At 70.6% G+C, this 21,645-nt stretch carries 17 protein-coding genes; 5 read left to right on the top strand and 12 right to left on the bottom strand.

The annotated features are described in order from the left end of the window. Window positions 1–9: 9 nt before the first annotated feature. From ABD172_RS07390 to mraZ, 10 genes are all read right to left on the bottom strand, one after another. Window positions 10–1,182, bottom strand: a complete 1,173-nt coding sequence (locus tag ABD172_RS07390) for a UDP-N-acetylglucosamine--N-acetylmuramyl-(pentapeptide) pyrophosphoryl-undecaprenol N-acetylglucosamine transferase (protein WP_344308347.1) — start codon at window positions 1,180–1,182, stop codon at window positions 10–12. 3 nt (window positions 1,183–1,185) lie between these two features. Next, on the bottom strand, window positions 1,186–2,496 hold the full coding sequence (ftsW, locus tag ABD172_RS07385; protein WP_344308345.1) for a putative lipid II flippase FtsW: 1,311 nt from the start codon (window positions 2,494–2,496) through the stop codon (window positions 1,186–1,188). Then, window positions 2,496–4,067: a UDP-N-acetylmuramoyl-L-alanine--D-glutamate ligase gene (gene murD, locus ABD172_RS07380; protein ID WP_344308343.1), complete on the bottom strand. Its 1,572-nt coding sequence runs from the start codon at window positions 4,065–4,067 to the stop codon at window positions 2,496–2,498. Before murD ends, ftsW begins: the two co-directional genes overlap by 1 nt. Continuing rightward, entirely contained in the window at window positions 4,057–5,163 is a 1,107-nt protein-coding gene (gene mraY / locus ABD172_RS07375; protein WP_344308341.1) for a phospho-N-acetylmuramoyl-pentapeptide-transferase, read from the bottom strand. The genes murD and mraY overlap by 11 nt, the downstream gene beginning before the upstream one ends. Next, window positions 5,160–6,611, bottom strand: a complete 1,452-nt coding sequence (locus ABD172_RS07370; RefSeq protein WP_344308340.1) for a UDP-N-acetylmuramoyl-tripeptide--D-alanyl-D-alanine ligase — start codon at window positions 6,609–6,611, stop codon at window positions 5,160–5,162. The genes mraY and ABD172_RS07370 overlap by 4 nt, the downstream gene beginning before the upstream one ends. 27 nt (window positions 6,612–6,638) lie before the next feature. Beyond that, the gene (locus ABD172_RS07365) at window positions 6,639–8,153 is read right to left on the bottom strand and encodes a UDP-N-acetylmuramoyl-L-alanyl-D-glutamate--2,6-diaminopimelate ligase (protein WP_344308338.1); all 1,515 of its coding nucleotides are present in this window, start codon (window positions 8,151–8,153) and stop codon (window positions 6,639–6,641) included. Further along, window positions 8,150–9,985 (bottom strand): peptidoglycan D,D-transpeptidase FtsI family protein, encoded by a 1,836-nt coding sequence (locus ABD172_RS07360; RefSeq protein WP_344308337.1) that lies wholly within the window; start codon window positions 9,983–9,985, stop codon window positions 8,150–8,152. The genes ABD172_RS07365 and ABD172_RS07360 overlap by 4 nt, the downstream gene beginning before the upstream one ends. A 58-nt stretch (window positions 9,986–10,043) precedes the next feature. Continuing rightward, window positions 10,044–10,592, bottom strand: coding sequence for a cell division protein FtsL (gene ftsL, locus ABD172_RS07355; protein WP_344308336.1), 549 nt, complete (start codon window positions 10,590–10,592; stop codon window positions 10,044–10,046). After that, on the bottom strand, window positions 10,589–11,569 hold the full coding sequence (rsmH, locus tag ABD172_RS07350; protein WP_344308334.1) for a 16S rRNA (cytosine(1402)-N(4))-methyltransferase RsmH: 981 nt from the start codon (window positions 11,567–11,569) through the stop codon (window positions 10,589–10,591). Before rsmH ends, ftsL begins: the two co-directional genes overlap by 4 nt. Window positions 11,570–11,783: 214 nt before the next feature. Next, the gene (gene mraZ / locus ABD172_RS07345) at window positions 11,784–12,215 is read right to left on the bottom strand and encodes a division/cell wall cluster transcriptional repressor MraZ (RefSeq protein ID WP_344308332.1); all 432 of its coding nucleotides are present in this window, start codon (window positions 12,213–12,215) and stop codon (window positions 11,784–11,786) included. A 512-nt stretch (window positions 12,216–12,727) separates the two neighbouring features. Between mraZ and ABD172_RS07340 the strand changes: the two genes are divergently transcribed. The 3 genes from ABD172_RS07340 to ABD172_RS07330 are packed head-to-tail and all read left to right on the top strand — an operon-like array spanning window position 12,728 to window position 17,276. Further along, the gene (locus ABD172_RS07340) at window positions 12,728–13,687 is read left to right on the top strand and encodes an AAA family ATPase (protein WP_344308330.1); all 960 of its coding nucleotides are present in this window, start codon (window positions 12,728–12,730) and stop codon (window positions 13,685–13,687) included. Between the two features lie 5 nt (window positions 13,688–13,692). After that, window positions 13,693–14,916, top strand: a complete 1,224-nt coding sequence (locus tag ABD172_RS07335) for a DUF58 domain-containing protein (RefSeq protein ID WP_344308328.1) — start codon at window positions 13,693–13,695, stop codon at window positions 14,914–14,916. After that, on the top strand, window positions 14,913–17,276 hold the full coding sequence (locus ABD172_RS07330) for a transglutaminase TgpA family protein (protein WP_344308326.1): 2,364 nt from the start codon (window positions 14,913–14,915) through the stop codon (window positions 17,274–17,276). Before ABD172_RS07335 ends, ABD172_RS07330 begins: the two co-directional genes overlap by 4 nt. Before the next feature lie 414 nt (window positions 17,277–17,690). Here ABD172_RS07330 and ABD172_RS07325 read toward each other — a convergent pair whose 3' ends face one another. Both ABD172_RS07325 and dinB read right to left on the bottom strand, forming a co-directional pair. Next, a complete protein-coding gene (locus ABD172_RS07325; RefSeq protein WP_344308324.1) occupies window positions 17,691–18,137 on the bottom strand; it encodes a DUF3040 domain-containing protein in 447 nt (148 codons plus the stop codon). A 245-nt stretch (window positions 18,138–18,382) separates the two neighbouring features. Next, window positions 18,383–19,684, bottom strand: coding sequence for a DNA polymerase IV (dinB, locus tag ABD172_RS07320; RefSeq protein WP_344308322.1), 1,302 nt, complete (start codon window positions 19,682–19,684; stop codon window positions 18,383–18,385). 39 nt (window positions 19,685–19,723) lie between these two features. Here dinB and ABD172_RS07315 point away from each other — a divergent pair, with 39 nt between their 5' ends. Together ABD172_RS07315 and ABD172_RS07310 are read left to right on the top strand one after the other, a co-directional pair. Further along, complete coding sequence (locus ABD172_RS07315) at window positions 19,724–20,323, top strand: hypothetical protein (RefSeq protein ID WP_344308320.1); 600 nt, start codon at window positions 19,724–19,726, stop codon at window positions 20,321–20,323. Next, the gene (locus ABD172_RS07310; protein ID WP_344308318.1) at window positions 20,320–21,444 is read left to right on the top strand and encodes a polyprenyl synthetase family protein; all 1,125 of its coding nucleotides are present in this window, start codon (window positions 20,320–20,322) and stop codon (window positions 21,442–21,444) included. The genes ABD172_RS07315 and ABD172_RS07310 overlap by 4 nt, the downstream gene beginning before the upstream one ends. Window positions 21,445–21,645: the final 201 nt, after the last annotated feature.

Raw genomic sequence — 21,645 nt, 5'->3', positions numbered from 1 at the left:
GTCACGGGTTCACCGTTCCTTCTTCGTGAGCAGATGCGCGGGGTACGCGCGGGCGGGGTGGGGACGACCGGCGGCGGCGAAGATCTTCCCCACCATCGTGCGCGCGGCGGCGAGGGGGAAGTCGAGGGCCTCCGCAGCCCGTTCCATCGCCTCGAGCTGTGCGGGGTTCGTCACGAGCGGCAGCACCGAGGTGCGCACGTGCTCGGCCGTGAAGTCGGCGTTCGCGACCATCGTCGCGGCACCGGCCTTCACCGCGGAGGACGCGTTGAGGCGCTGCTCACCGTTGCCGATCGCGAGCGGGACGTACACCGCGGGCACGCACATCACGCTCACCTCGGCGACGGTGCCGGCCCCGGCCCGGCACACGAGGAGGTCCGCGGCGAGGTAGACGTTCTCCATCCCGTCCACGTAGTCGACGACGTGGTAGTGCGGCTGGCCCGCGGCCGCGGCGCGGAGGTCCTCACCCTTGCCGCGCCCGGTGATGTGGAGGACCTGGACACCGGCGGAGGAGATGTCCTCCATCGCGCCGAGCATCGCATCGTTGATGGTCTGTGCACCGAGCGAACCACCGGTGACGATGATCGTCGGCAGGGCCGGATCGAGGCCGAGGTGCCGCGCGGCGGCCTCCCGGGTCGCCGGGTCCCGGCGGTCGAGGTGTTCGATCGCCGCGCGCATCGGCATGCCGACGTGCTCACCCGGCAGCGGAGTGCCGGCGAACGCGAAACCGATCCGCTCGGGCGGCGTGAAGCGTGCTCCCAGCTTGTTCGCCATACCCGGGTGGGCGTTCGCCTCGTGGATGACGATCGGGGTGCCGGTGAGGCGTGCCGCGAGGTACGCGGGGGTCGACACGTACCCACCGACCCCGACGACGACGTCGACGTCCCGTTCGCGGATGAGCTTCCGCACCCGGGTGATCGTGCCCAGCAGCTTGCCGGGGAACCGCACGAGGGAGGTGTCGAGGGAGCGCGGCATCGGGACCTTGTCGATCGTCACGAGGTCGTAGCCGGCCTCCGGCACGAGTCGGGTCTCGAGCCCTTCCGGGGTGCCGAGCACGGTGAGACGCGCCTCGGGGTCCTGGTACCGCAGGTCGTCGGCGATCGCGAGGAGCGGGGAGATGTGGCCGGTGGTCCCGCCGCCGGCGAAGAGGACGGAGAGACTCCCGGGGGCCTGGGAGGAGGTCATGGATCAGCGCTTTCTGGACGGACGACTGGCGAGGACGGCGAGCGAGGCGCGCAGACTCCGGGAGTGTGCGCGCATCGCCTCCGCGGCGCCCGGTTCGTTGCGGGCGAAGGAGAGGATCATACCGACGGTGAGGAGTGTGGCGATGAGCGCCGAACCCCCCGCGGACACGAAGGGCAGGGGCACACCGATGACCGGGAAGAGGCCGGCGACGACACCCATGTTCACGACCGCCTGGCCGATGAGCCAGAGGAACACGCCGGCGGTCGCGGTCTGCGCCAGTCGCGAGGGCGACCGCATGACGATCCGGACGAGGCCGTAGCCGAGCACCGCGAACAGGAGGACGACGACGAGCGTGCCGACGAGGCCGAGTTCCTCGCCGATGATCGCGAAGATGAAGTCGTTGTGCGCCTCCGGCAGCCAGTACCACTTCTCACGGGACGCCCCGAGGCCGACCCCGAACCACCCGCCGGAGGCGAGGGCGAAGAGGCCGTGGTTCGACTGCCAGTGCTGGCCGAGGGCATCGGCCTCCGGGGAGTCGGCGCCGGTGAACATCGCGGTGATACGGGCCATGCGGTTGGCGCTCGTGAGAACGAGCACGGTGACGGCGAGGAGGATCGCCGCGGTGCCGGTGAGGAAGTACCGCCAGGGCAGTCCGCCGACGAACACACATCCGATGACGAGCGCCATGATGATCATGCCGGTGCCGAGGTCGCGCCCGTAGAGCACCGGACCGAGGCTCAGCAGGATCGCGCCGATGAGCGGGACGAGGTGGGAGAACTCGCGGAGGCGGGAGGCCTTGCGGGCCATGTACATCCCGATCCACAGGGCGAGTGCGGGTTTGACGAACTCGGCGGGCTGGGCCCGGAATCCCCCGACCTCGATCCAGCTGAGCGAACCGTTGACCTCGACGCCGACCCCGGGCACGAACGGCAGGTACTGGAGGAGGATCGCGATCCCGAGAACAGGCCACGCGACAGCGGTCCAGAACCGTTCCCGTGCGAAGGACAGTGCGAACATCCCGGCGAGTCCGACCGCGGCGAACAGCGCCTGCCGGTTGAACACCGCGAAGGAGTTGCCCTCGCCGCCGGCGTACGCCTCGATCGACGAGGCGGAGAGGACCATGACGAGGCCGAGTCCGGTGAGTGCGAGCGTCGAGGAGAGAACGAGGTAGTAGCTCGTCACCGGAAGGTCGAGGACCCGGGCGAGTTGCCGCACCCAGGCCGGACCCCGCCGGCCTGGGCCCCGCTCCGCCGGAGCGCCCTGCGCACCCGCGGAGTCCCGGTCACGTCGCACCGCGTGCACGCCGCCGCCCATCAGTCCTCCGGGAGGGCCCGGACGAGCTCGGCGAAGAGGTCGCCACGGGTGCCGTAGTCGCGGAACTGGTCCATGCTCGCGGCGGCCGGTGCCATGAGGACGGTGTCACCCGCCCGGGCGAGGACGCGGGCGCGATCCACGGCCGCTGCCATGACGTCGCGACCGCGCACCTCCTCGGGGAGGTCGCCGTCGGGGACGAGATCGATCTCGACGACGGGGACCTCGGGCGCGTGCGCCGCGAGAGCACCGCGCAGGGGCTCGCGGTCGGCGCCGATGAGGACGACTCCGCGCAGACGGTGCGCGTGCGACTTCACGAGGTCCTCGTAGTGCGCACCCTTCGCGAGTCCCCCGGCGATCCACACGAGGGAGTCGAAGGACCCGAGAGCCGCATCGGCGGCGTGCGGGTTCGTCGCCTTCGAGTCGTCGACCCAGGAGACCTCGGAGAGGGAGCGGACGAGGGCGAGCCGGTGGCCGCCCGCGACGTGGGCGCGCAGGCCGTCGCGGATCGCCGCGGGCGGGACGCCGAGGCTGCGGGCGAGGGCCGCGGCTGCGAGAGCGTTGGAGACCTGATGCGGTGCCGCAGGCCGGCCCGGCGCGCCCGAGGCGGCGGCGACGTTGGCGAAGGACGCGAGTTCGGCCGCGGCGGAGTACCGGTTCGGCACGTAGGCGCGATCGACGAGGAGGTCCTCGACGACACCGAGCTCCCCCGGGCCGGGCATCCCGGTCGTGAAACCGATCGCACGGGCCCCGGCGATGACCTCGGCGTCCTCGACGAGGCGCCGGGTGGCGGGATCCTCGACGTTGTAGACGCACGCCTTCGCGACGTTCGTGTACGCGCGGCCCTTGGCCGCGGCATAAGCGGCGAGGTCGCCGTGCCAGTCGAGGTGGTCCTCCGCGATGTTGAGGACCGCGGCCGCATGGGCGCTCATCGAGAACTGCCAGTGCAGCTGATAGCTCGACAGCTCGATCGCGAGGACCTCGGCGGCGGGGTCGAGCACGGCTTCGAGGAGCGGGGCACCGATGTTCCCGCACGCGCGCGCGTTCAGGCCCGCGGCGCGGAGCATCGACTCGAGCATCGACGTGGTCGTCGTCTTCCCGTTCGTGCCGGTGACGACGAGCCAGGGCGCGGAGTTCGTACCGCGGACCCGCCAGGCGAGTTCGACCTCGCCGATGATCGGGATCCCGGCCGCGGCGGCCGCGGCGAGGACCGGCTGGTCCGGGCGCCATCCCGGGGACGTGACCACGAGGTCGGGGAGCCGACCGGTCCGCGAGGTGGGCAGGCCGGTGACGTGCGCGGCGCCTCGGCGGATGTCGACGTCGAAGACCTCGAGGATCTGTTCCTTCTCGGAGTGGTCGCGGGTCGTGTTCGCGTCGACGACGACGACCTCGGCCCCGCGTTCGGCGAGGTGGACGGCGGCGGGGTAGCCGGACACGCCCAGACCGGTGACGAGGACGGTGATCCCGGCGAGCGAGGACTCCGGGCCGTGGAGGGCGGCCGGGATCCGGTCCGCAGCCGGATAGTCGACCGGCTCGGCGCCCGGCGGGACGAGGGGCGGCAACTCAGCGACCAAGGTGGGACACCCACTCGGCGTAGAAGATCGCGATCCCGGCGACGACGAAGACGAGCGAGATGAGCCAGAAGCGGATGACGATCGTCACCTCGGCCCATCCCTTGAGTTCGAAGTGGTGCTGGAGCGGAGCCATCCGGAACACCCGTTTACCGGTGAGTTTGAACGAGCCGACCTGGATGATGACGCTCAGCGTGATGATGACGAAGAGACCGCCGAGGATCGGGAGGAGGAGCTCGGTGCGGGTCATGATGGCCAGGCCCCCGATCGCGCCGCCGATCGCGAGGGAGCCGGTGTCGCCCATGAAGATCTTCGCCGGGGAGGCGTTCCACCAGAGGAAGCCGACGCAGGCGGCCGCCATCGAGGCGGCGACGATGAGGAGGTCACGCGGGTCCCGGACGATGTAGCACCCGGGACGGGCCGCGGTCATGAGGTCGCACAGTTGCGTGGACTGCCAGGTCGTGATGATGACGTACCCGACGAACACGACCGCCGCCGCACCGGAGGCGAGGCCGTCGAGGCCGTCGGTGAGGTTCACGGCGTTCGACACCGCGGTGACGATGAGGTTCGCCCACACGATGAAGAGCACGAACGCAACGATCACCGCGGCCGTCGAGGTCCCGAGGAACGCGAGGTCGATCGGGAGGTCGCGGACGAAGGAGATCGCGGTCGACGCCGGGGTGCGACCGTGGTCATTGGGGAACAGGAGCGCGAGGACGGCGAAGGAGATGCCGACGAAGCCCTGGCCGATGAGTTTGCCCGCCGGTTTGAGACCGAGGGACCGCTGCTTCGAGACCTTGATGTAGTCGTCGAGGAAGCCCACCGCACCGAGGCCGGCGGCGAGCCAGAGGACGAGCAGGCCCGAGGGCGTCGGCATCGAACCGGTGAGCAGGTGCCCGAGGAAGTACGCGACGAGGGTCGAACCGATGATGACGACGCCGCCCATCGTGGGGGTGCCGCGCTTGATCGCGTGGGAGGCCGGGCCGTCGTCCCGGATGAACTGGCCGTACCCGCGCTTCACGAGGACCTTGATGAAGAGCGGGGTACCGACGAGGGTGAGGACGAGGGCCGCGATGGCGGCGACGACGACTGCGATCACTGTCCGGACACTCCTGCGATCTCGTCACCGAGGAAGCGGAGCCCGGCGTCACGTGAACTCTTGAACAGCACGATGTCCCCCGGCTGCAGCTCCGCCTGGAGGAGCTCGCGGGCGGCCGAGATGTCCTCGACCCACACCGCCTCGTTGCCCCAGGAACCCTCGAGGTTCGCGGAGTTGAAGATCGGCTTGGCGGCCGGCCCGACCGCGATCGTCCGGGCGATGTTGAGGCGGACGACGAGCTCGCCGATGTCCGAGTGCGCCTTGAGGGACTCGTCCCCGAGCTCGAGCATCTCGCCGAGGACCGCGACGGTGCGCCGCGGCGGGGTGTTCTCGTCACCGGCGCCCATCGCCGCGAGGGTCTTGAGGCTCGCGCGCATGGAGTCCGGGTTCGCGTTGTAGGCGTCATTGAGGACCGTCACGCCCGAGGGCGAGTCGATGAGTTCCATCCGCCACCGGCTCGCGGCGTCGGAGGTCGCGAGGGTCGTCTGGATCGACCGGGCCGGCACGCCGCACAGGTGGGCGACGGCCGCCGCGGCAAGGGCGTTCGACACGTGGTGCTCGCCGAGGAGCGCGAGGACGACCTCCGCGGGTTCGGCGTCCGGGACGTGGAGGGTGAAGGTCGTCCGACCCGAGGCGCCGATCCGCGCATCCGTCGCGCGCAGCACCGGTGAGCGGTCGTGCGCATAGCCGGAGGGGCTGAACCACAGGGTGTTGACCCCCTCGGCGAGGGCGTCCTGCATCGCGACGACCCGGGGGTCGTCCGCATTGAGCACGGCCCAGCCGCCCGCGGCGAGGGACTGCACGAGTTCGGTCTTCGCCTTCTGCGTGTTGTCGATCGACCCGAACACGCCGGAGTGGGCGGAGCCGACGTTGAGCTCGACCGCGATGTCCGGCCGGACGAAGGACGTGAGGTACGCGAGGTTGCCGATGTTGCGGGCACCCATCTCGAGCACGAGGAAACGGGTGTTCTCGTCGGCGCGCAGGGCGGTGAGCGGCACTCCGACCTCGTTGTTGTACGAGTTCGGGGGCCACACCGTCTCCCCCACACCCGAGAGCAGATCGGCGACGAGGTCCTTCACGGTCGTCTTCCCGGCGGAACCGGTGATCGCGATGACGGTGATCTCCCCGCTCGCCCGGAGGGACTCGACGTTGAGCCGGGCGAGTCGACCCAGGGCCTCCGTGGCGTCGGCGACCTGCAGCGTCGGGAGGTGGACGCCGTCGACGGTGGGCACCGCCTCCGCGATGACGAGCGCGGCACCGGCCTCGACCGCCGCGGGGGCGAAGTCGAGTCCGTCGAGGTTCTCACCCCGGCGGGCGACGTAGATGTCGCCGGGGCCGACGTCGCGGGAGTCCGTGACGACACCCCCGGTCAAAAGCGTGTCGGGAGCGATTCCGTAGAGTTCGCCGTCGAGTGCGGTTGCCACGTCCTGGGCTGAGAAATGCTTCATATCACCTCGAAACCTTACCGGGTGGAGTCATCGGGAGAGCACGTGCGCGATCGCTGCGCGTGTCTGTTCGCGGTCGTCGAAGGGGTGGACGATGTTGCCGACCGTCTGCCCCGTCTCGTGCCCCTTCCCCGCGACGAGGAGGGTGCCCGAGGCCCCGGCGGCCTCGACCCCGGCGGCGATCGCCGCGGCCCGGTCGCCGATCTCGTGGACCGCGGTGGATCTCACACGCGCGTTCCCCGCGGCGATCTCCGCCTGCACCCCGAGGAGCACCGCGGCCCGGATGGTCGCGGGGTCCTCCGAACGCGGGTTGTCGTCGGTGACGATGATCACGTCCGCGTGTCGGGCCGCGGCAGCACCCATGAGCGGGCGTTTGAGCGGGTCGCGATCACCGCCGGCGCCGAACACGACGACGAGCGGCGAGGATTCCCGCAACCCGTGGAGGACCTTCTCGAGCGCGTCCGAGGTGTGGGAGTAGTCGACGACCACACGCGGAGCCTCCGGGTGGACGACCTCCATCCGACCGGGCACCGCGACGTCGAAGGACGCGGCGACGGGAGCGAGGTCCTCGGGCGCGACCCCGTGGAGCACGAGGAGGACGAGCGCGAGCGCGGTGTTCATCACGTTGAAGTCGCCCGGCAGCGGCGAGCGGGCCACGATCCGCTCCCCCGCGGGGCCGACGAGGACGAAGTCGCTGCCCGATTCGCCGGTGACGTGCCAGTCCGGTCGGTCGGACTCCTCGCGGGAGATCGTCACGACCGGGATCGGCGCCTCGGCCGCGAGCTCGCGTGCCCAGTCGTCCGCGAGCACGATCGCACCGGTGCGCGCGAACCGCGGCGTGAAGAGCAGGGCCTTGGCCTCGAAGTAGTCGCGCATCGTCGGGTGGTAGTCGAGGTGGTCCTGCGTGAGGTTCGTGAACCCGACGACGTCGAAGAACACCCCGTCGACGCGGTGCTGGTGGAGGGCGTGCGAGGACACCTCCATCGCACAGTCGTCGACCCCGCGGGCGCGCATGCGCGCGAGGAGCGAGTGGAGTTCGGGGGCCTCCGGGGTGGTCCGGGCGCTCGGCAGGCGTTCGCCCGCGATGAGGGTCGCGACGGTCCCGATGACCCCGGTCGTCCGGCCGAGCGCCCGGAGGAGCCCGTCGACGAGGTAGGTGGTCGTCGTCTTGCCGTTCGTTCCCGTGATCCCGAGGAGGGACGGGGCCACCGGGTCCGTCCCGTAGACCTGTGCCGCGATCCCACCGAGGTGGGCACGGGGTTCCTCGATCACGAGGAAGGTGACGTCCGCGAGGGAGATGCCCTCGGCCTCGGCGGCCTCCCGCACGATCGCAAGACCCGCCTCGTCGGTGAGGACGGCCCGCAGACCCTGTGCCACGAGGGGCGCGGCGAAGGAGGCGCCGTGGACGTTCGCACCGGGCAGGGCGGCGTAGAGGAAGCCCGGGCCGACCGTACGGGAATCGAGGGACACCCCGTTCACCGTCCGGTCGAGGGTTCCGAGCACCCGGATCCCGTCGGGCAGCGTGAGGTCGTTGAGCAGCATCATTTCCATTCCCTGGGCGGAAGCACCGGCTCGGTGGTCGACGGAGGCACCCGGAGGTGTCGCAGGGCGTAGCCTGTGACGTCCGAGAACACGGGCGCAGCGGACGTTCCACCGTAATAGCCGTCGCGCGGCCGCTGCAAAGTCACGGAGACGACGAGACGGGGGTCCTCGACGGGCGCGATCCCCACGAACGACGCGGTGTAGCCGTCGTATCCCCCGCCCTCGTCGGCCGGGGCCTGCGACGTACCCGTCTTCCCCGCGGCCCGGTACCCGGGAACGGACGCCGGAGCACCCGTTCCCCGGGCCACGACGGATTCGAGCATGTTCAGGACGGTGTCGGCGGTCTCCTCGCTCACGACGCGTTCGGGCGTACCCGTCGACACCGGGGTGACCTTGCCGGAGTCGTCGACGGTGCCGGACACGAGCTGGAGGGGTGCGCGCACTCCACCGTTCGCGATGACCCCGAAGGCCTCGTTCGTCTGCACGGCCGTCGCCGCGACGCCCTGCCCGAACATCACGGTGTACTTCGTGCGCCCGTCCCAGTCCTCGACCGGATGGAGGATGCCGGCGGTCCCGCCGGGGAAGTTCACGGCGTTCCGGGTCCCGAACCCGAAGCGGTGGAGGTAGTCGTAGCGCTGGTCGAGCGTGAGCTTGTCCCCGGCGAGGATCGTCCCGGTGTTCGAGGAGTCCTCGAGGATGCCGGTGAACGTGAGCTTCTGCTCCTCGTGCTCGTGCGAGTCCTTGAAGACCTCGTCGTTCGGCGCCGTCCACTCGTAGGGCACCGTGAATTCGGACTCCGGGGTCACGAGTCCTTCCTCGATGAGACCCGCGGCGGTGATCATCTTCGCGGTCGAACCGGGTTCGAAGAGCGCGGTGAAACTGCGGGATCCGGTCGCGCCGGGGTCCGCGGACCCGAAATCGTTGGGATCGACCGAGGGCGCCTCGGCGACAGTGAGGATCTTCCCGGTCTCCGCCTCGGAGATGACGATGGATCCCCATTCGGCCTTGTGTTCCTTCACGGCGTCCGCGATCGCCTGCTGGGCGTAGTACTGGATCGTCGGGTCGATCGTGAGCTGCAGGCCCTGTCCGTTCTCGGCCGGGGTCACGTTGTTCGCCCCGAGCGGGATGAAGTCGCCCTTCGCGCCGCGCTCGTACTGCTGTTCCCCGTCCGTGCCGCGCAGGGTGTCGTCGTACGCGAGTTCGAGACCCGCGAGGGCCTGACCGTCGGACCCGACGAAACCGAGGAGATTCCCGCCGACCGCGCCGGCCGGATACGTACGGATCGCGTACTCCTCGACCGTGATCCCGGGGATACCGAGCGCCTCGATCTCGGCCCACACCTCACTCGTGATCCCGGTGGCGACGACGTTCCACAGTCGGTCGCCCTCGAGTTTCTCGTACACGAGGCCGGGGTCGGTCGAGAGGATGCCCGCGATCCGTTCGGCTGCGCCCCAGGCACCGACGAGTGTGCCGTTCTCGTCGGTGTAGCGGGCGACGTTCCGCTGGTCGACCACGAGTCGGTAGCGCATCGCGTTGTCGGCGAGTACGGTCCCGTCCGCGGCCATGATCGTGCCGCGCGAGGCGGGCAGGGTCTTCGTCACGAGGCGCGAGGACAGCGCCTTCTCCGCGAGCTTCATCTGGTCCATGCCCTGGATCGCGACGAGGCGTCCGGCGACGAGCACGAGCAGCAGTGCCGCCGCGACGACGAGGAACCACATGCGACCCCGGGGGTTCGCCGCCCGAGGTGCCTCCACCCGCGGTCCGCGGCCCGTCCCCGAGCGCGGGGAGGACGCGGCAACGCGTTTCGGAGGATTCCGCTTCGTGGTTCCGGGCATGTCACCTTCCGTCGGTCGGTCGGGCACGCGCTCGGTGCGTGCGTCGGTTCGGTGCGCGTCAGTTCGGTGCGCGCTGTGCCGGTGCCGGCAGCGGATCGCTCGATCCGCCGACCGCCGGCAGCACCTCCGACGATCGTAGATTGGGGCGGACGGCTTCCCGGGTATCGGCGCGCGGTCCCGGTACGGATCCGTTGTCGACCTTCGTGCGACCGGGGACCTCGCCGATATCGACGATCTTCCCGTCGGACAGCCGGATGTACTGCGGTGAGTTGTCGCGCTCCATCCCCTGCGCCTCGGCCGCAGCCGCGATGTTCTGCGGACTCTCCTTGTAGGAGATGTCCTCCTCGAGGCGTTCGCGTTCGGCGTGCAGCTCCTGCTGCGTCGCCGTGAGTTCCTCGGCACGGTAGGAGGAGTGCGAGATGAGGATGTTGAGGAGGAGAACCCCGACGAGCCCGAGCACGAGCATGCCGATGCACACGACGGAGAACGGGACCGAGCGGCGGGCGATGTCGGGGACGAGGAGGCGGAGCCGACGGCTCTCCCCCGCCCCGAGCGGCAGGGCGCGGGGTGCCGGAAGCGTCGGGACGCGTGCGGTGTTGTCGCTCATTCCTGCTCCTCCCGGACCCTCTGTACCGCGCGCAGGCGGACGCTCGCGGCGCGCGCGTTGTGGGCGATCTCGTCCGCGTCGGCCTTCTCCGCGCCGCGGACGATCTCCTTCAACCACGGCTGCAGGTGCTCGGGGACGACCGGCAGCCCCGGGGGTGCCTTCACCGATGTCCCGTCCTTGAAGACGCGTTTGACGATCGTGTCCTCGAGGGACTGATAGGACTCGACGACCACGACCCCGCCGAGGTGGAGCGCCGTGAGTGCGTCCGGCAGTGCGGTGCGCAGGATGTCGAGTTCGCGGTTCACCTCGATCCGGAGCGCCTGGAAGGTGCGTTTGGCGGGGTGGGACCGTTTGCGGGCGTTCTTCTGCTCCGGGATCACCCGCTGGAGCATCGCGGCGAGCTGGTCCGACGTCTCCCACGGACGCTCGGCGCGGTCGGCCACGACGATCCGGGCGATCTTCCGGGCGAAGCGTTCCTCGCCGTACTCGGAGATGATCCGAGTGAGGTCGTCCTCGGAGTAGGTGTTGAGGACGACGGCCGCCGTGAGCGGGTCCTCACGGTTCATCCGCATGTCGAGAGGTGCGGGACGGGAGTAGGAGAATCCGCGTTCGTCCTCGTCGAGCTGGAGCGAGGACACGCCGAGGTCGAAGAGCGCACCGGAGAGTCCGTGGTCGGGCACACCGTTCTCCGCGAGCACCGTGAGGAGTTCGTCGTCGGTCGTGTGGGCCGCGACGAAGCGGTCACCGAAGCGGTCGAGGCGCTCGCTCGCGAGGGCGATCGCGTCCGGATCGCGGTCGATGCCGATGAGGAGGACGTCGTCGAAGGCCTCGAGGACGCCCTCGCTGTGCCCGCCCATGCCGAGCGTGCAGTCGACGACCACCGGCCGCCGCCCCTGTTCCCGTGCGGCCTCGATGCCGACCCCGAGGAGTTCGACGCAGCGGTCGAGGAGGACGGGGACGTGTGCGTATTCCGACATCGCTGGGCTCCTCCTCGTCGTTGGCGTCCGCACGGCTGCCGGACCGCACCTGCCGTACCGCTGCTCGCGTGCGGGTGTTCCGGACCGCTGGTGCCAGATCCAGAACCCCGTCCGTCGGTGCCCTGCCACCGGGGAAGTGCGTCAGGACGTGTGGCTTCGGAACCGGGGAAGTGCCCCGAAACCCTCCACGACGGACGGAGATCTGGACCGGGCGTCAGATGACTCCCGGAATCACTTCGTCCGCACGGTCTGCAAAGCCCTGCTCGGTCTGCTCCAGGTACTGCTCCCAGGTGGAGGAGTCCCAGATCTCGACACGGTTGCCCATGCCGATGACAGCGACGTCCCGGTCGAGGCCGGCGTACTTGCGCAGGAGCTGCGGAACCGTGAACCGCCCCTGCTTGTCCGGTTGCTCGTCCGAGGCGCCGGAGAGGAAGACGCGCAGGTAGTCACGGGCGTCCTTGCTGGTCAAGGGCGCCGAGCGCATCTGCTCGTGGATGGACTGGAACTCACGGGCCGGGAACAGGGTGAGGCAGTGTTCCTGGCCGCGCGTGATCACGAGACCCTCCGCGAGCTCCTCCCGGAACTTCGCAGGCAGGATGAGCCGGCCCTTGTCATCGAGCCGCTGCATGTGCGTGCCCAAGAACATCGCCGTCTCACCCCTTTCGAAACCCCAATCGGCTCCGATGGCCACCACTGTACTCCACTTTCCCCCACAATTACGGCCGTTTCCGTGGCACCAGCGCTCAAGCACCTTGTTTTCCCAGGTGAGAGCAGTGGTGGAAAGTGGGGGATTTTCGGGACGCGCGTGTTCCCGTCGCTCTCCGGAGGTGGAGTGGAGGCGCCACCGCCGCGCCGGGACACACCCGGCGACACCGCCTCGGATCCGCGGAATCACGGGGATCCCGGGCCGTCCGTGCGCCTGCGGCACGCCGTGGGGAGCGAAGTGGAGGGTCCCGGTGAGGCGAAGTGGGGAGGAAAGTGGGGACCGACCGGGCAAGGCAGCGGGGAGGGATGTGGGGAGGGGCCGGGAGGAGAGTGGGGAGGGATGTGGAGGGTCGCCTCGGCGGCGCTGTCATCGGCGCGTCCTCGGCCGGTTCGTCCGCGCTTTCCACGGCCCTTTCATTGGCCCGGACGGGACCGATACGGGAGAATGGAGGAATGACTCCTGCTTCCGCCCCCGATGAGACCCAGGTCGCTCACGTCCGCGGGATCGCCGCGCAGATGGAAACGGCGATGAACGCCGTCCTCGAAGGCAAGGCGTCCGTCGTCCGGACCGCCGTCATCACGCTGCTCGCCGGCGGCCACCTCCTCCTCGAGGACGTGCCGGGGGTCGGGAAGACGCTCCTCGCGAAGTCGCTCGGTCGGGTCGTCAACGGCAGCGTGCGTCGTATCCAGTTCACCCCGGACCTCCTCCCCGCGGACGTCCTCGGCGTGAACGTGCTCGACCCGCGGACCCGCGAGTTCGAGTTCCGGGCGGGACCGGTGTTCGCGAACGTCGTCATCGCCGACGAGATCAATCGCGCCTCCCCCAAGACCCAGTCCGCGATGCTCGAGTGCATGGCGGAGAACCAGGCGAGCATCGACGGCACCACGTACCTCATGCCCGCACCGTTCCTCGTCGTCGCCACGCAGAACCCGATCGACATGGAGGGCACGTACTCCCTGCCGGAGGCCCAGCGCGATCGCTTCCTCGCCCGGGTCTCGATGGGATACCCGGACGCCGCCGCGGAGTCCGCGATGCTCGATCACCACGTCGACCACGACCCGCTCGCGTCCCTCGGCGCGGTCACGAACCCCGAGGAGGTCACCCACGCCCGGGAGGTCGTCCGGCACATCGCGGCGAGCCAGGACCTGCGCGACTACGTCGTCGACCTCGTCACCGCGACCCGGACGGATCCCGCGGTGACGCTCGGGGTCTCCCCGCGCGGCGGCGTCCAGTTGCTCCGCGCGGCGAAGGCCCTCGCAGTCCTCGAGGGACGGTCGTTCGTCACTCCCGACGACGTCCAGGCCCTCGCCGTCGACGTGCTCTCGCACCGCATCATCGCGCGGGACGGCGACGATGCCGGGATCGCCACGGAGATCGTCCGCGGAGTCCTCGCACGCACCCCCGTGCGGTGAGCGCCGTGTCGGCGGTCCAGCCCAGAAGCGTCGCCCGTCGGGTCAGGATCCGCACCTCCGGCGTCCTCTTCCTCCTCGTCGGAGCGACCCTCGTCGTCGCCGCGTACCGGTTCTCCCTGCCGGGCCTGCTGCCGGCCGGGATCCTCCTCGGTGCGCTCGTCCTCGTGAGTCTCCTGACGGCGCTCGTCACCGTCTCCCGGCTCGATGTCCGGGTCCACGTCGGTGCGCGCCGCGTCGACGGGATCCCCGTGGTGCACGCCTTCGACGAGGTCGTGCTCCACACCGTGCTCACGAACCGGTCCCCCGTCCCCCTCGGCCCCTTCGCCGTGCGCCTCGAACCGCGGCCCGGGTTCGACGACGAGAAGTCCGCTCCGGTCCCCGGGCTCGCACGCGGCGCGTCCATCACGGTCGAGGCCGCGTTCCGCCCGACCCGCCGTCGGCTGTCGGGCCTCGAGGCGGTCCGTGCCGATGTCGACGGTCCCTTCGGACTCGTCTCCGTGAGCCGGACGATCGGCCGGTCGGTCGAGGTCGCGGTCGGTGCTCCGATCGCCGCCGTCACCCCGAGCCGCCCCGGTGGCTCCGCCCACGAGGACTCCGCGCGGCCCCGGGACACCCGTGGCACCACCGACAGGGACTTCCGCACCCGCGAGTACGTCCCCGGCGACGACCTGCGCCACGTCCACTGGAAGTCGAGCGCCCGGGCGGGCGAACTCCGGGTCCGGGCCGAGTTCACGGAGGAGAACCCGCGTGCGGTCCTCGTCCTCGACACCCGGGGTGCCACGGAGGAATCCCCCGGGCACCCGGATCCGGCGACGGAACTCGCAGTCCGCGGAGCCGCCTCGATCGCGGTCGCGCGCATGAATGCCGGGTACGACGTCCAGTGGATCGACGGTGACGGCCCGGTGCTGCTCACGGGCGCCTCGGGCGAGGAACGCCTCCGGCTGCGCACTGCCCGGCTCGTGCCGGGCACCGGCCCGGAACCCGAGGTCCTCGCGCGGTTCGCGGCCGTCGCCGAACCCGTCGTCGTCGCGGTGACCCGTCAGGCCGCGGACGAGGCGCGCGCCGCCTTCCGCAGGCCCGCCGAGGTCCGCGTCCTCGTCGCCGAGGAGGCACCGCTCACGGACGAACTCGCGGACACCGTGTTCGGCGGACCTCCCGGTCTGCCCGAGGACTGGACCCACGACACCCGTCCCGGCGGTGCAGGTCGTACCGGAAGGAGCTCCCGATGACCCCCGACTCCCCTGCCGCGGGAGGTACCTCGCATAGCACCGCCGGAGGGACATCGCCGGGCGGTCCGCTGCTCGGGAGCGCCCTGCTCGTGTGCGTGGCGATGGTTCTCACGGCACTCAGCCTCTCCGCGGTGTTCTCCGACTCGGTGTGGTTGCTCCAGGTCGCGTTCGTCGTGCTCGCGGTCGCCGGCAGTGGTGCAGTCCTCCGGTCGATCCCCGTGGTCCGCAACCTCGGTGTCACGGTGATCCCCCAGGCGCTCGTCGCGGTGTACGCGACCCTCGTCCTGTGCGTGCCGGACACCCTGGCCCTCGGGTTCCTGCCGACGCCCGCCTCGCTCGGGGCGGAGGTGGATCTCCTCGGACAGGGCCTCGACGACGTGTGGGCCACCGTCGCGCCGGCGGAGTCCACGCCCGGGTTCAGGGCTCTTCTCGTCGCCGGTTTCGCGCTCATCACGCTGCTCGTCGACGGCCTCGTGACGGACCTGAGGACGCCGAAGGCCGCCGGCATCCTCCTCCTGCTCGTCTACGTCATTCCCGTGACCATCGCACCCGCGCAGTTGAAGTGGTGGCACTTCGTGTGCATCGCCGCTGCGTTCCTGCTCCTCATGCTCTCGCCGCACCTCGGGCGGACCCACCTCCGCGTGCCGCTCACCGCCTCGGCCGCCGGGCTCCTCGCCCTCGTCCTCGGGGTGGTCGTGCCGCTCGCCCTGCCGCAGATCACTCCGGCTCCCGAACCGGTCGCGCAGCAGCAGAGCGATCTCACGGTCGTGAATCCGTTCCTCGACCTGCGGGAGGACCTCGAGAGCGATTCCGACGAGGTCGTGTTCTCGTACACGAGCGACGATCCGCTCGCCCCACCGATGCGTCTGACCTCGGCGTCGGTGTTCGACGGCGAGGTGTGGGCGCCCGCCCCCTTCGATCTCGACCCCTTCGCGGTCGCCGTCGACGGCCTGCCGTATCCGACCGGACTGAACGGCGGGGTCACGCGGACACAGCGTTCGGCACAGGTGTCGGTGGCGTCCCTCGACCAGCAGTACCTGCCGGCCCCCTACGCCCCGCAGTCCGTCGACGGTCTCACCCGTCGGTGGATCTACGACCCGCGCACGCTCACGGTCGTCGGAAATGGGGAGATCACCGCGGGCCAGCAGTACGGCGTCGACTACCTGTCGGTCGAACCCGACGCCCGCACCCTCGCCGAGGCGCCTGCCCCCGACGCCTCCGCGTTCGCCGAGGAGCTCGAGGTGCCCTCCGGGACCCCCGAGGTCGTGCAGGCCACGGCCGAGGAGGTGACGGCGGGGTCCGCGAACACCTGGGAGGCAGCGGTCGCCCTGCAGGACTACTTCCAGAGCGACGAGTTCGAGTACACGCTCGATGCCCCGGACAGCGCCTCCGTCTCCGCGGTCGCCGACTTCCTCGAGACGAAACGCGGTTACTGCGTCCAGTTCTCCGGGAGCATGGCCCTCATGGCCCGGACGCTCGGCATCCCGAGTCGCGTCGCCATCGGGTTCACCCCCGGCACCCCGACCGAGGACGGCACGTACGAGGTCCGCCTCGATCAGGCGCACGCGTGGCCGGAACTGTGGTTCGAGGGCGCCGGCTGGGTCCGCTTCGAACCCACTCCCGGCGGCCCGGCGGGCACGCCGCCGCCGTGGACCCTCGAGGACGCCTCCGAGGCGCCGGAACCCACCGAGAGCCCGGAGCCGACCGAGTCCGAGGCACCCGCACCGAGCGAGTCGGCGGCACCGGAACCGAGCACCGCCCCGCCCTCCCAGGCGGCTGCTGGAGAGGAGGACTCCGGGAGTTTCCCCGTCCCGGGCTGGGTGTGGGTCACGCTCGCGGTCCTCGCGGGGATCGTGGTGCTCGGAGCGATCCCGTCGGTGCTGCGGGCAGCCGCCCGTCGGCGCCGGCTCGCGGACCCGCTCGACCCCGAACGCGTGTGGGAGGAGGTCCGGGCCCTCGCCCTCGACCACGGACACCCGCTCGATCCCGCCGTCACGGTGCACGACCACGGCGAAGCGCTCGCAGGGGTCATCGGGAGCGGCGCCGGTGGCAGCAGCGCGGTCGGGCGCACCGAAGTCGGGCCCACGGACTCGGTCGGTGGGGACACGCTCCGCGGTGACGCCGGCGATGGGGACATCCGCGGTGACATTCCTGGTGACGTGGACGGCTTGCGGGCTCTCGCCTCGGCGGTGGAGCAGGTGCGCTATGCACCGGGTTCGGGAATGCCCATGCTCGACCGCGAGCGGACGGTGTCGGCGCTCGATGCTCTCCACGCGGCGTGGTCGGAGGACGAACCGATGGGTCGGCGCCTGCGCAACCGTCTGTTCCCCGCGAGCGTGTTCACCCTGCGTCGGGGGTGAGGGCTCGACTCCCTGTCGTTGTGCCTGTCGCTGCGCGGGCCGAGTGCTCGATTCTCTGAGACCGGCCCCGTCGAGATCGCGATTGGATGCTGGAGAATCGTGGGACCCAGCATTCAATCGCGATCTCGACGAGGAAACCGCAGGGAATCGTGACCTCAGCACCGAACACTCGGTCCTCGGAACTCAGCACTCAGCACCCGAGAAGTACGCCCACCTCCAGAACGTCCCCGCCCTCCGGGTACGAAACCGCTGTCCCCACCGGTGCGGTCCCCGGAACGAACGACACCGACGAAGACAACGAACCCCCGAACACACCGAACCCCCGGAGCGTCTCTGCTCCGGGGGTTCGTCGTATTCAGCGCTCCTGTATTTCGCGCGCTGTGTTCAGCGCTGCTGCGCTGTGCGGGGACCGGGTCACTCGCCGCGGCGGCGACGCTCCCAGCGGTCCTCCATCCGGTCCATGAAACCGGGCCCCTGCTTGGGAGCGGAGCCCGACGGCGACGAGGGGCCGCGACCCGGGGTTCCACGACCGCCGTCCTTCGAGGCGTTCGGGCCCGCACCCTCGGATGCGGAACCACGATCACCGGACATCGCCCAGAAACCGGCACCGACCATGATCGCGAAGCCGAGAACACCCCCGATGACGCCCCAGGGCATCCCGATGATCCAGATGGAACCGATGGCGACGGCGACGCCGGCGATGACGCCGAGGACACCCCCGACGAACCGCTTGGCCGAGACGGAACCGCCTGCCGCAGTGGGACGCGGCTGGGAGATGTTCTGGGCGAAGCGGGGGTCCTCGCTGCGCAGCTGCTTCTCGAGTTCGTCGAGCAGTTGCTGTTCGTGATCAGAAAGCGGCATCCCGATCCCCCTTGTTGAGCTGAAGAGCTTGAGAGTGCTCGTTCCTCGACGACGTACACGGTGTGTACGTGCGCGATGGAGCGAGAACACGGCACGGACAGTGCATATCAATGATAGTCGGCAGCTCGACCCGCCCGCATCCCGAATGTGGCGAATTCATCACGTTCGCCGGATTTGCACAGGGACGACACACTGCGGGTGGGGTCCGGGTCACCCGGAGGCGCGTGCGGCACACCGACCGGCCGTCAGTGGTCGAGTCCACGCTCCCCGCCGAGGCGCTTCTGCCCCGGCGCAGTCCCCGTGCCGTGTCCCCCGTCGGGGTCGGGCCCGCGCAGCAGGGACGCCGAACCGATCGCCGCCCGGCCGAACCGGTCGCGGACCGCGTCGAGGGCCAGTTCGGCCTCACGGGGTGACCGTTCGGGTTCGTCGAGCGTCGCCTGCCGGCCGCTCGCCTCGAAGTCGACGAGGTCCGCCGCCCGCAGACCGAGGAGCCGCACCGCCGCACTGTGGGAGTCGTAGAGGGTCCGGAGCGCCGGCAGCAGGGCCTCCTGGAGTTCGCGTGCGACGTCCGTGGGCGCCGGCAACGTGACCGAGCGCGAGTACGTCGTGAAGTCCGCGAGGCGGTACTTGAGGCCCACTCCCCCGGCGGCCTTGCCCTCCTTCCGGAGTCGGTAGGCGACGGTGTCGGCGAGGCGCAGCAGTTCGAGTTCGAGCTTCCCGAGGTCGCGCACGTCGTGCCCGAAGGTGTGCTCGGCGCTCACCGAGTGGTCCTTCGCATGCATGTGCACCGTGCGGGAGTCGCGCCCGTGCGCGTGGTTCCACAGGGAGCGGCCCCAGGCACCGAGCGTCCGCGACACCCAGTCCTCGTCCGCGTCCGCGAGATCCGCGATCGTCCTGATCCCGTACCTCGCGAGGGTCGACTGGGTCTTCGCCCCGACGCCGGGCAGCGCCTCGACGGGCATGGGCCGGAGGAAGTCGTCGACCCGTGCGACGGGGACGACGAGGAGCCCGTCCGGCTTCGCCCGGGTCGAGGCGAGCTTCGCCACGACGAGCGTGTTCGCGACCCCCACGGAGGCGACGAGGCCGGTCTCCCGGCGGATCCGTTCCCGCAGCCCGGCGGCGATCGTCGCCGGGCTCCCGAGGCGCCGCACCGCGGAGGCGACGTCGATGTATCCTTCGTCGACGCTCACCTTCGCGAAGTCCTCGGTGACCTCGGCGATGAGGCCGAACACCCGCCGGGAGTACGCGGAGTACTGACCGCGGGAGGGTGGGATGACGGTCGCCTGCGGACACAGGGTGACCGCCCGTGCCATCGGCATCGCGGCGTGGACGCCGTACTCGCGGGCTTCGTAGGAGGCGGACACGACGACCCCGCGACCGCCTCGGCCGCCGACGATGACGGGGGTGCCGCGGAGTTCGGGACGGGTGAGCAGCTCGACCGACACGAAGAAGGAATCCATGTCGAGATGGAGGATCGTGCACCCGGTGTCGTCGGTGCCGAGGGCGTGGAGATCACCGCCCGAGCGGGCGAGTTGCTTGCGACTCATTTTTCGACTCATCTCACGGCCGCCGGTACTGTGGAAGGCATGATAACCGCTTCCGCTCTGCGTCGTGGCCTCACCGCCGGCACGCTTCTCCTCGCCGGTGCCACGGTCCTCGCCGCATGCACCTCCGGTACCGGGGATTCCGGTACCGCGAGCCCCTCCTCCTCGGCGTCCACGGGCGCGAGCGCGGAGGCCTCCCCCGCAGCCGCCGAGGTGCCCGGCGTCTCCACCACGCACGGCGCTCTCGTCCCGGACTTCCCGGCGACGATCGAGCAGTACCCGGACAGCACGATCGTCCGTTCCTCGGTGAGCGACTCCTCCGCCCCCGCTGCGGATCCGAGTGGCTCGGCCGCACCCGCTCCGGAGGCCTCGGCTCCGGCCGCGAACGTCCCTGCCGGCATGGTGAATGCGAGCCTCGTGTTCTCCGTCGCCGCGGGCCCCGACGAGATCATCGATTTCTACACGACGTCCCTCGAGGGCAAGGGGTTCAGCGCCGTCGGTGACACCTCGTGGGCCGGCGGGGTCGCCTCGCGCGCCTTCCACAAGGCCGACGACGGCCAGACCGTCTCCGTGTCCGTCTCCGGTGATCCGGAGACCGAGGGCAACCACCTCGCGACCGTCGGTGGCGTGGTCGTTCCGTGACGGGACGCCTCAGCGGTTCCGGTCGCCTCAGCACCCGTGATCGGATCATCGGTGCCGTCGACGATGTCCTCGCCGCCGATCTCGACGCCACGGCCGCACGACTGCAGGAGATCTCCCCGGTCGCGGCAGAACTCATCGATCCGCTCCGGGCGTTCACGGCCCGCGGCAAGCGCATCCGCGCACTCGTCACGTGGTGGGGATTCGAGATCGCCTCCCGGACCCCGGCGGATCCCGAGGCGCTCGCACGCATCGCCGGGTCCGTCGAACTCCTCCACGCCGCCGCCCTCGTCCACGACGACATCATCGACGACTCGGACACCCGCCGTGGCCGTCCCGCGGTACACGCGGCGTTCCGCGACGGGCATCGGACGGATGTGTGGGAGGGCGATCCGGTCCTCTTCGGCACCGGTGCCGGCATCATCGCCGGGGACCTCTGCCTGTCCCTGAGCGAGGAGATGTACACCGCCGCCGGGCTGCCGGGGCTCCTCGCTCCCGAGGTGGTGCGGCGCCACGACGACTTCCGCCGGGACGTCATGGTCGGGCAGTACCTCGACATCCGTCTGCAGGCGGCTCCCGTGCCTGCGGCGGACATCGCGGCACGGGCCGAGGAGGTCCTCACCTTCAAGTCCGCGAAGTACTCGGTCGAACAGCCCCTGCTCCTCGGTGCGGCGATCGGCGGCGCGGACGGCGGACTGCTCGAGGCGCTCTCCGCGTTCGGCCTGCCGCTCGGTCGCGCGTTCCAGATGCGCGACGACGAACTCGGGGTCTTCGGCGATCCCGCCGTCACCGGCAAGCCAGCGGGCGACGACCTGCGGCAGGGCAAGAAGACCGTCCTCGTCGGCATGACGCTCACGGCACTCGCGGAGGCCGGGCGCGACGACGACGCCGCGTGGTTCTCCGCCCGCCTCGGGGCCGCGGACCTCGAGGACGCCGAGGTCGATCGGATGGCGGCGCTCATGCGCGACAGTGGTGCCGTCGCCGCGTTCGAGGACGCGATCGAGACACGGATGCACGAGGCCCGGGGAGCACTCGAGGATCTCCGCACGCGCGCGGACCTCCACGCCGACGACGTCGAGCTCCTCGACTTCTACGTGCGGACGCTCACCCACCGCACGTCCTGAGACCGGACGCGCACAGGCCGCACGCCCCTGCCGGCCGGTTCGCGACTCGGCCGATCCACCTGACGCGCAGACAAAAGAAGCAGTTCACTCTCCCGGCACGGGTTCGCACAGGTCCCGGGAGAGCAAACCGTTGGAACGGCAAACCCGACCCGCCGGCCGAAGGCGCGAATCCAGCCCACTGGGCCACGACCCCTGGGACGA

Source organism: Brevibacterium samyangense (assembly GCF_039529845.1).
Taxonomy (GTDB): domain Bacteria; phylum Actinomycetota; class Actinomycetes; order Actinomycetales; family Brevibacteriaceae; genus Brevibacterium; species Brevibacterium samyangense.
The sequence above is the reverse complement of the archived record's forward strand: the minus strand, read 5'-3'. Positions and strand labels throughout refer to the sequence as shown.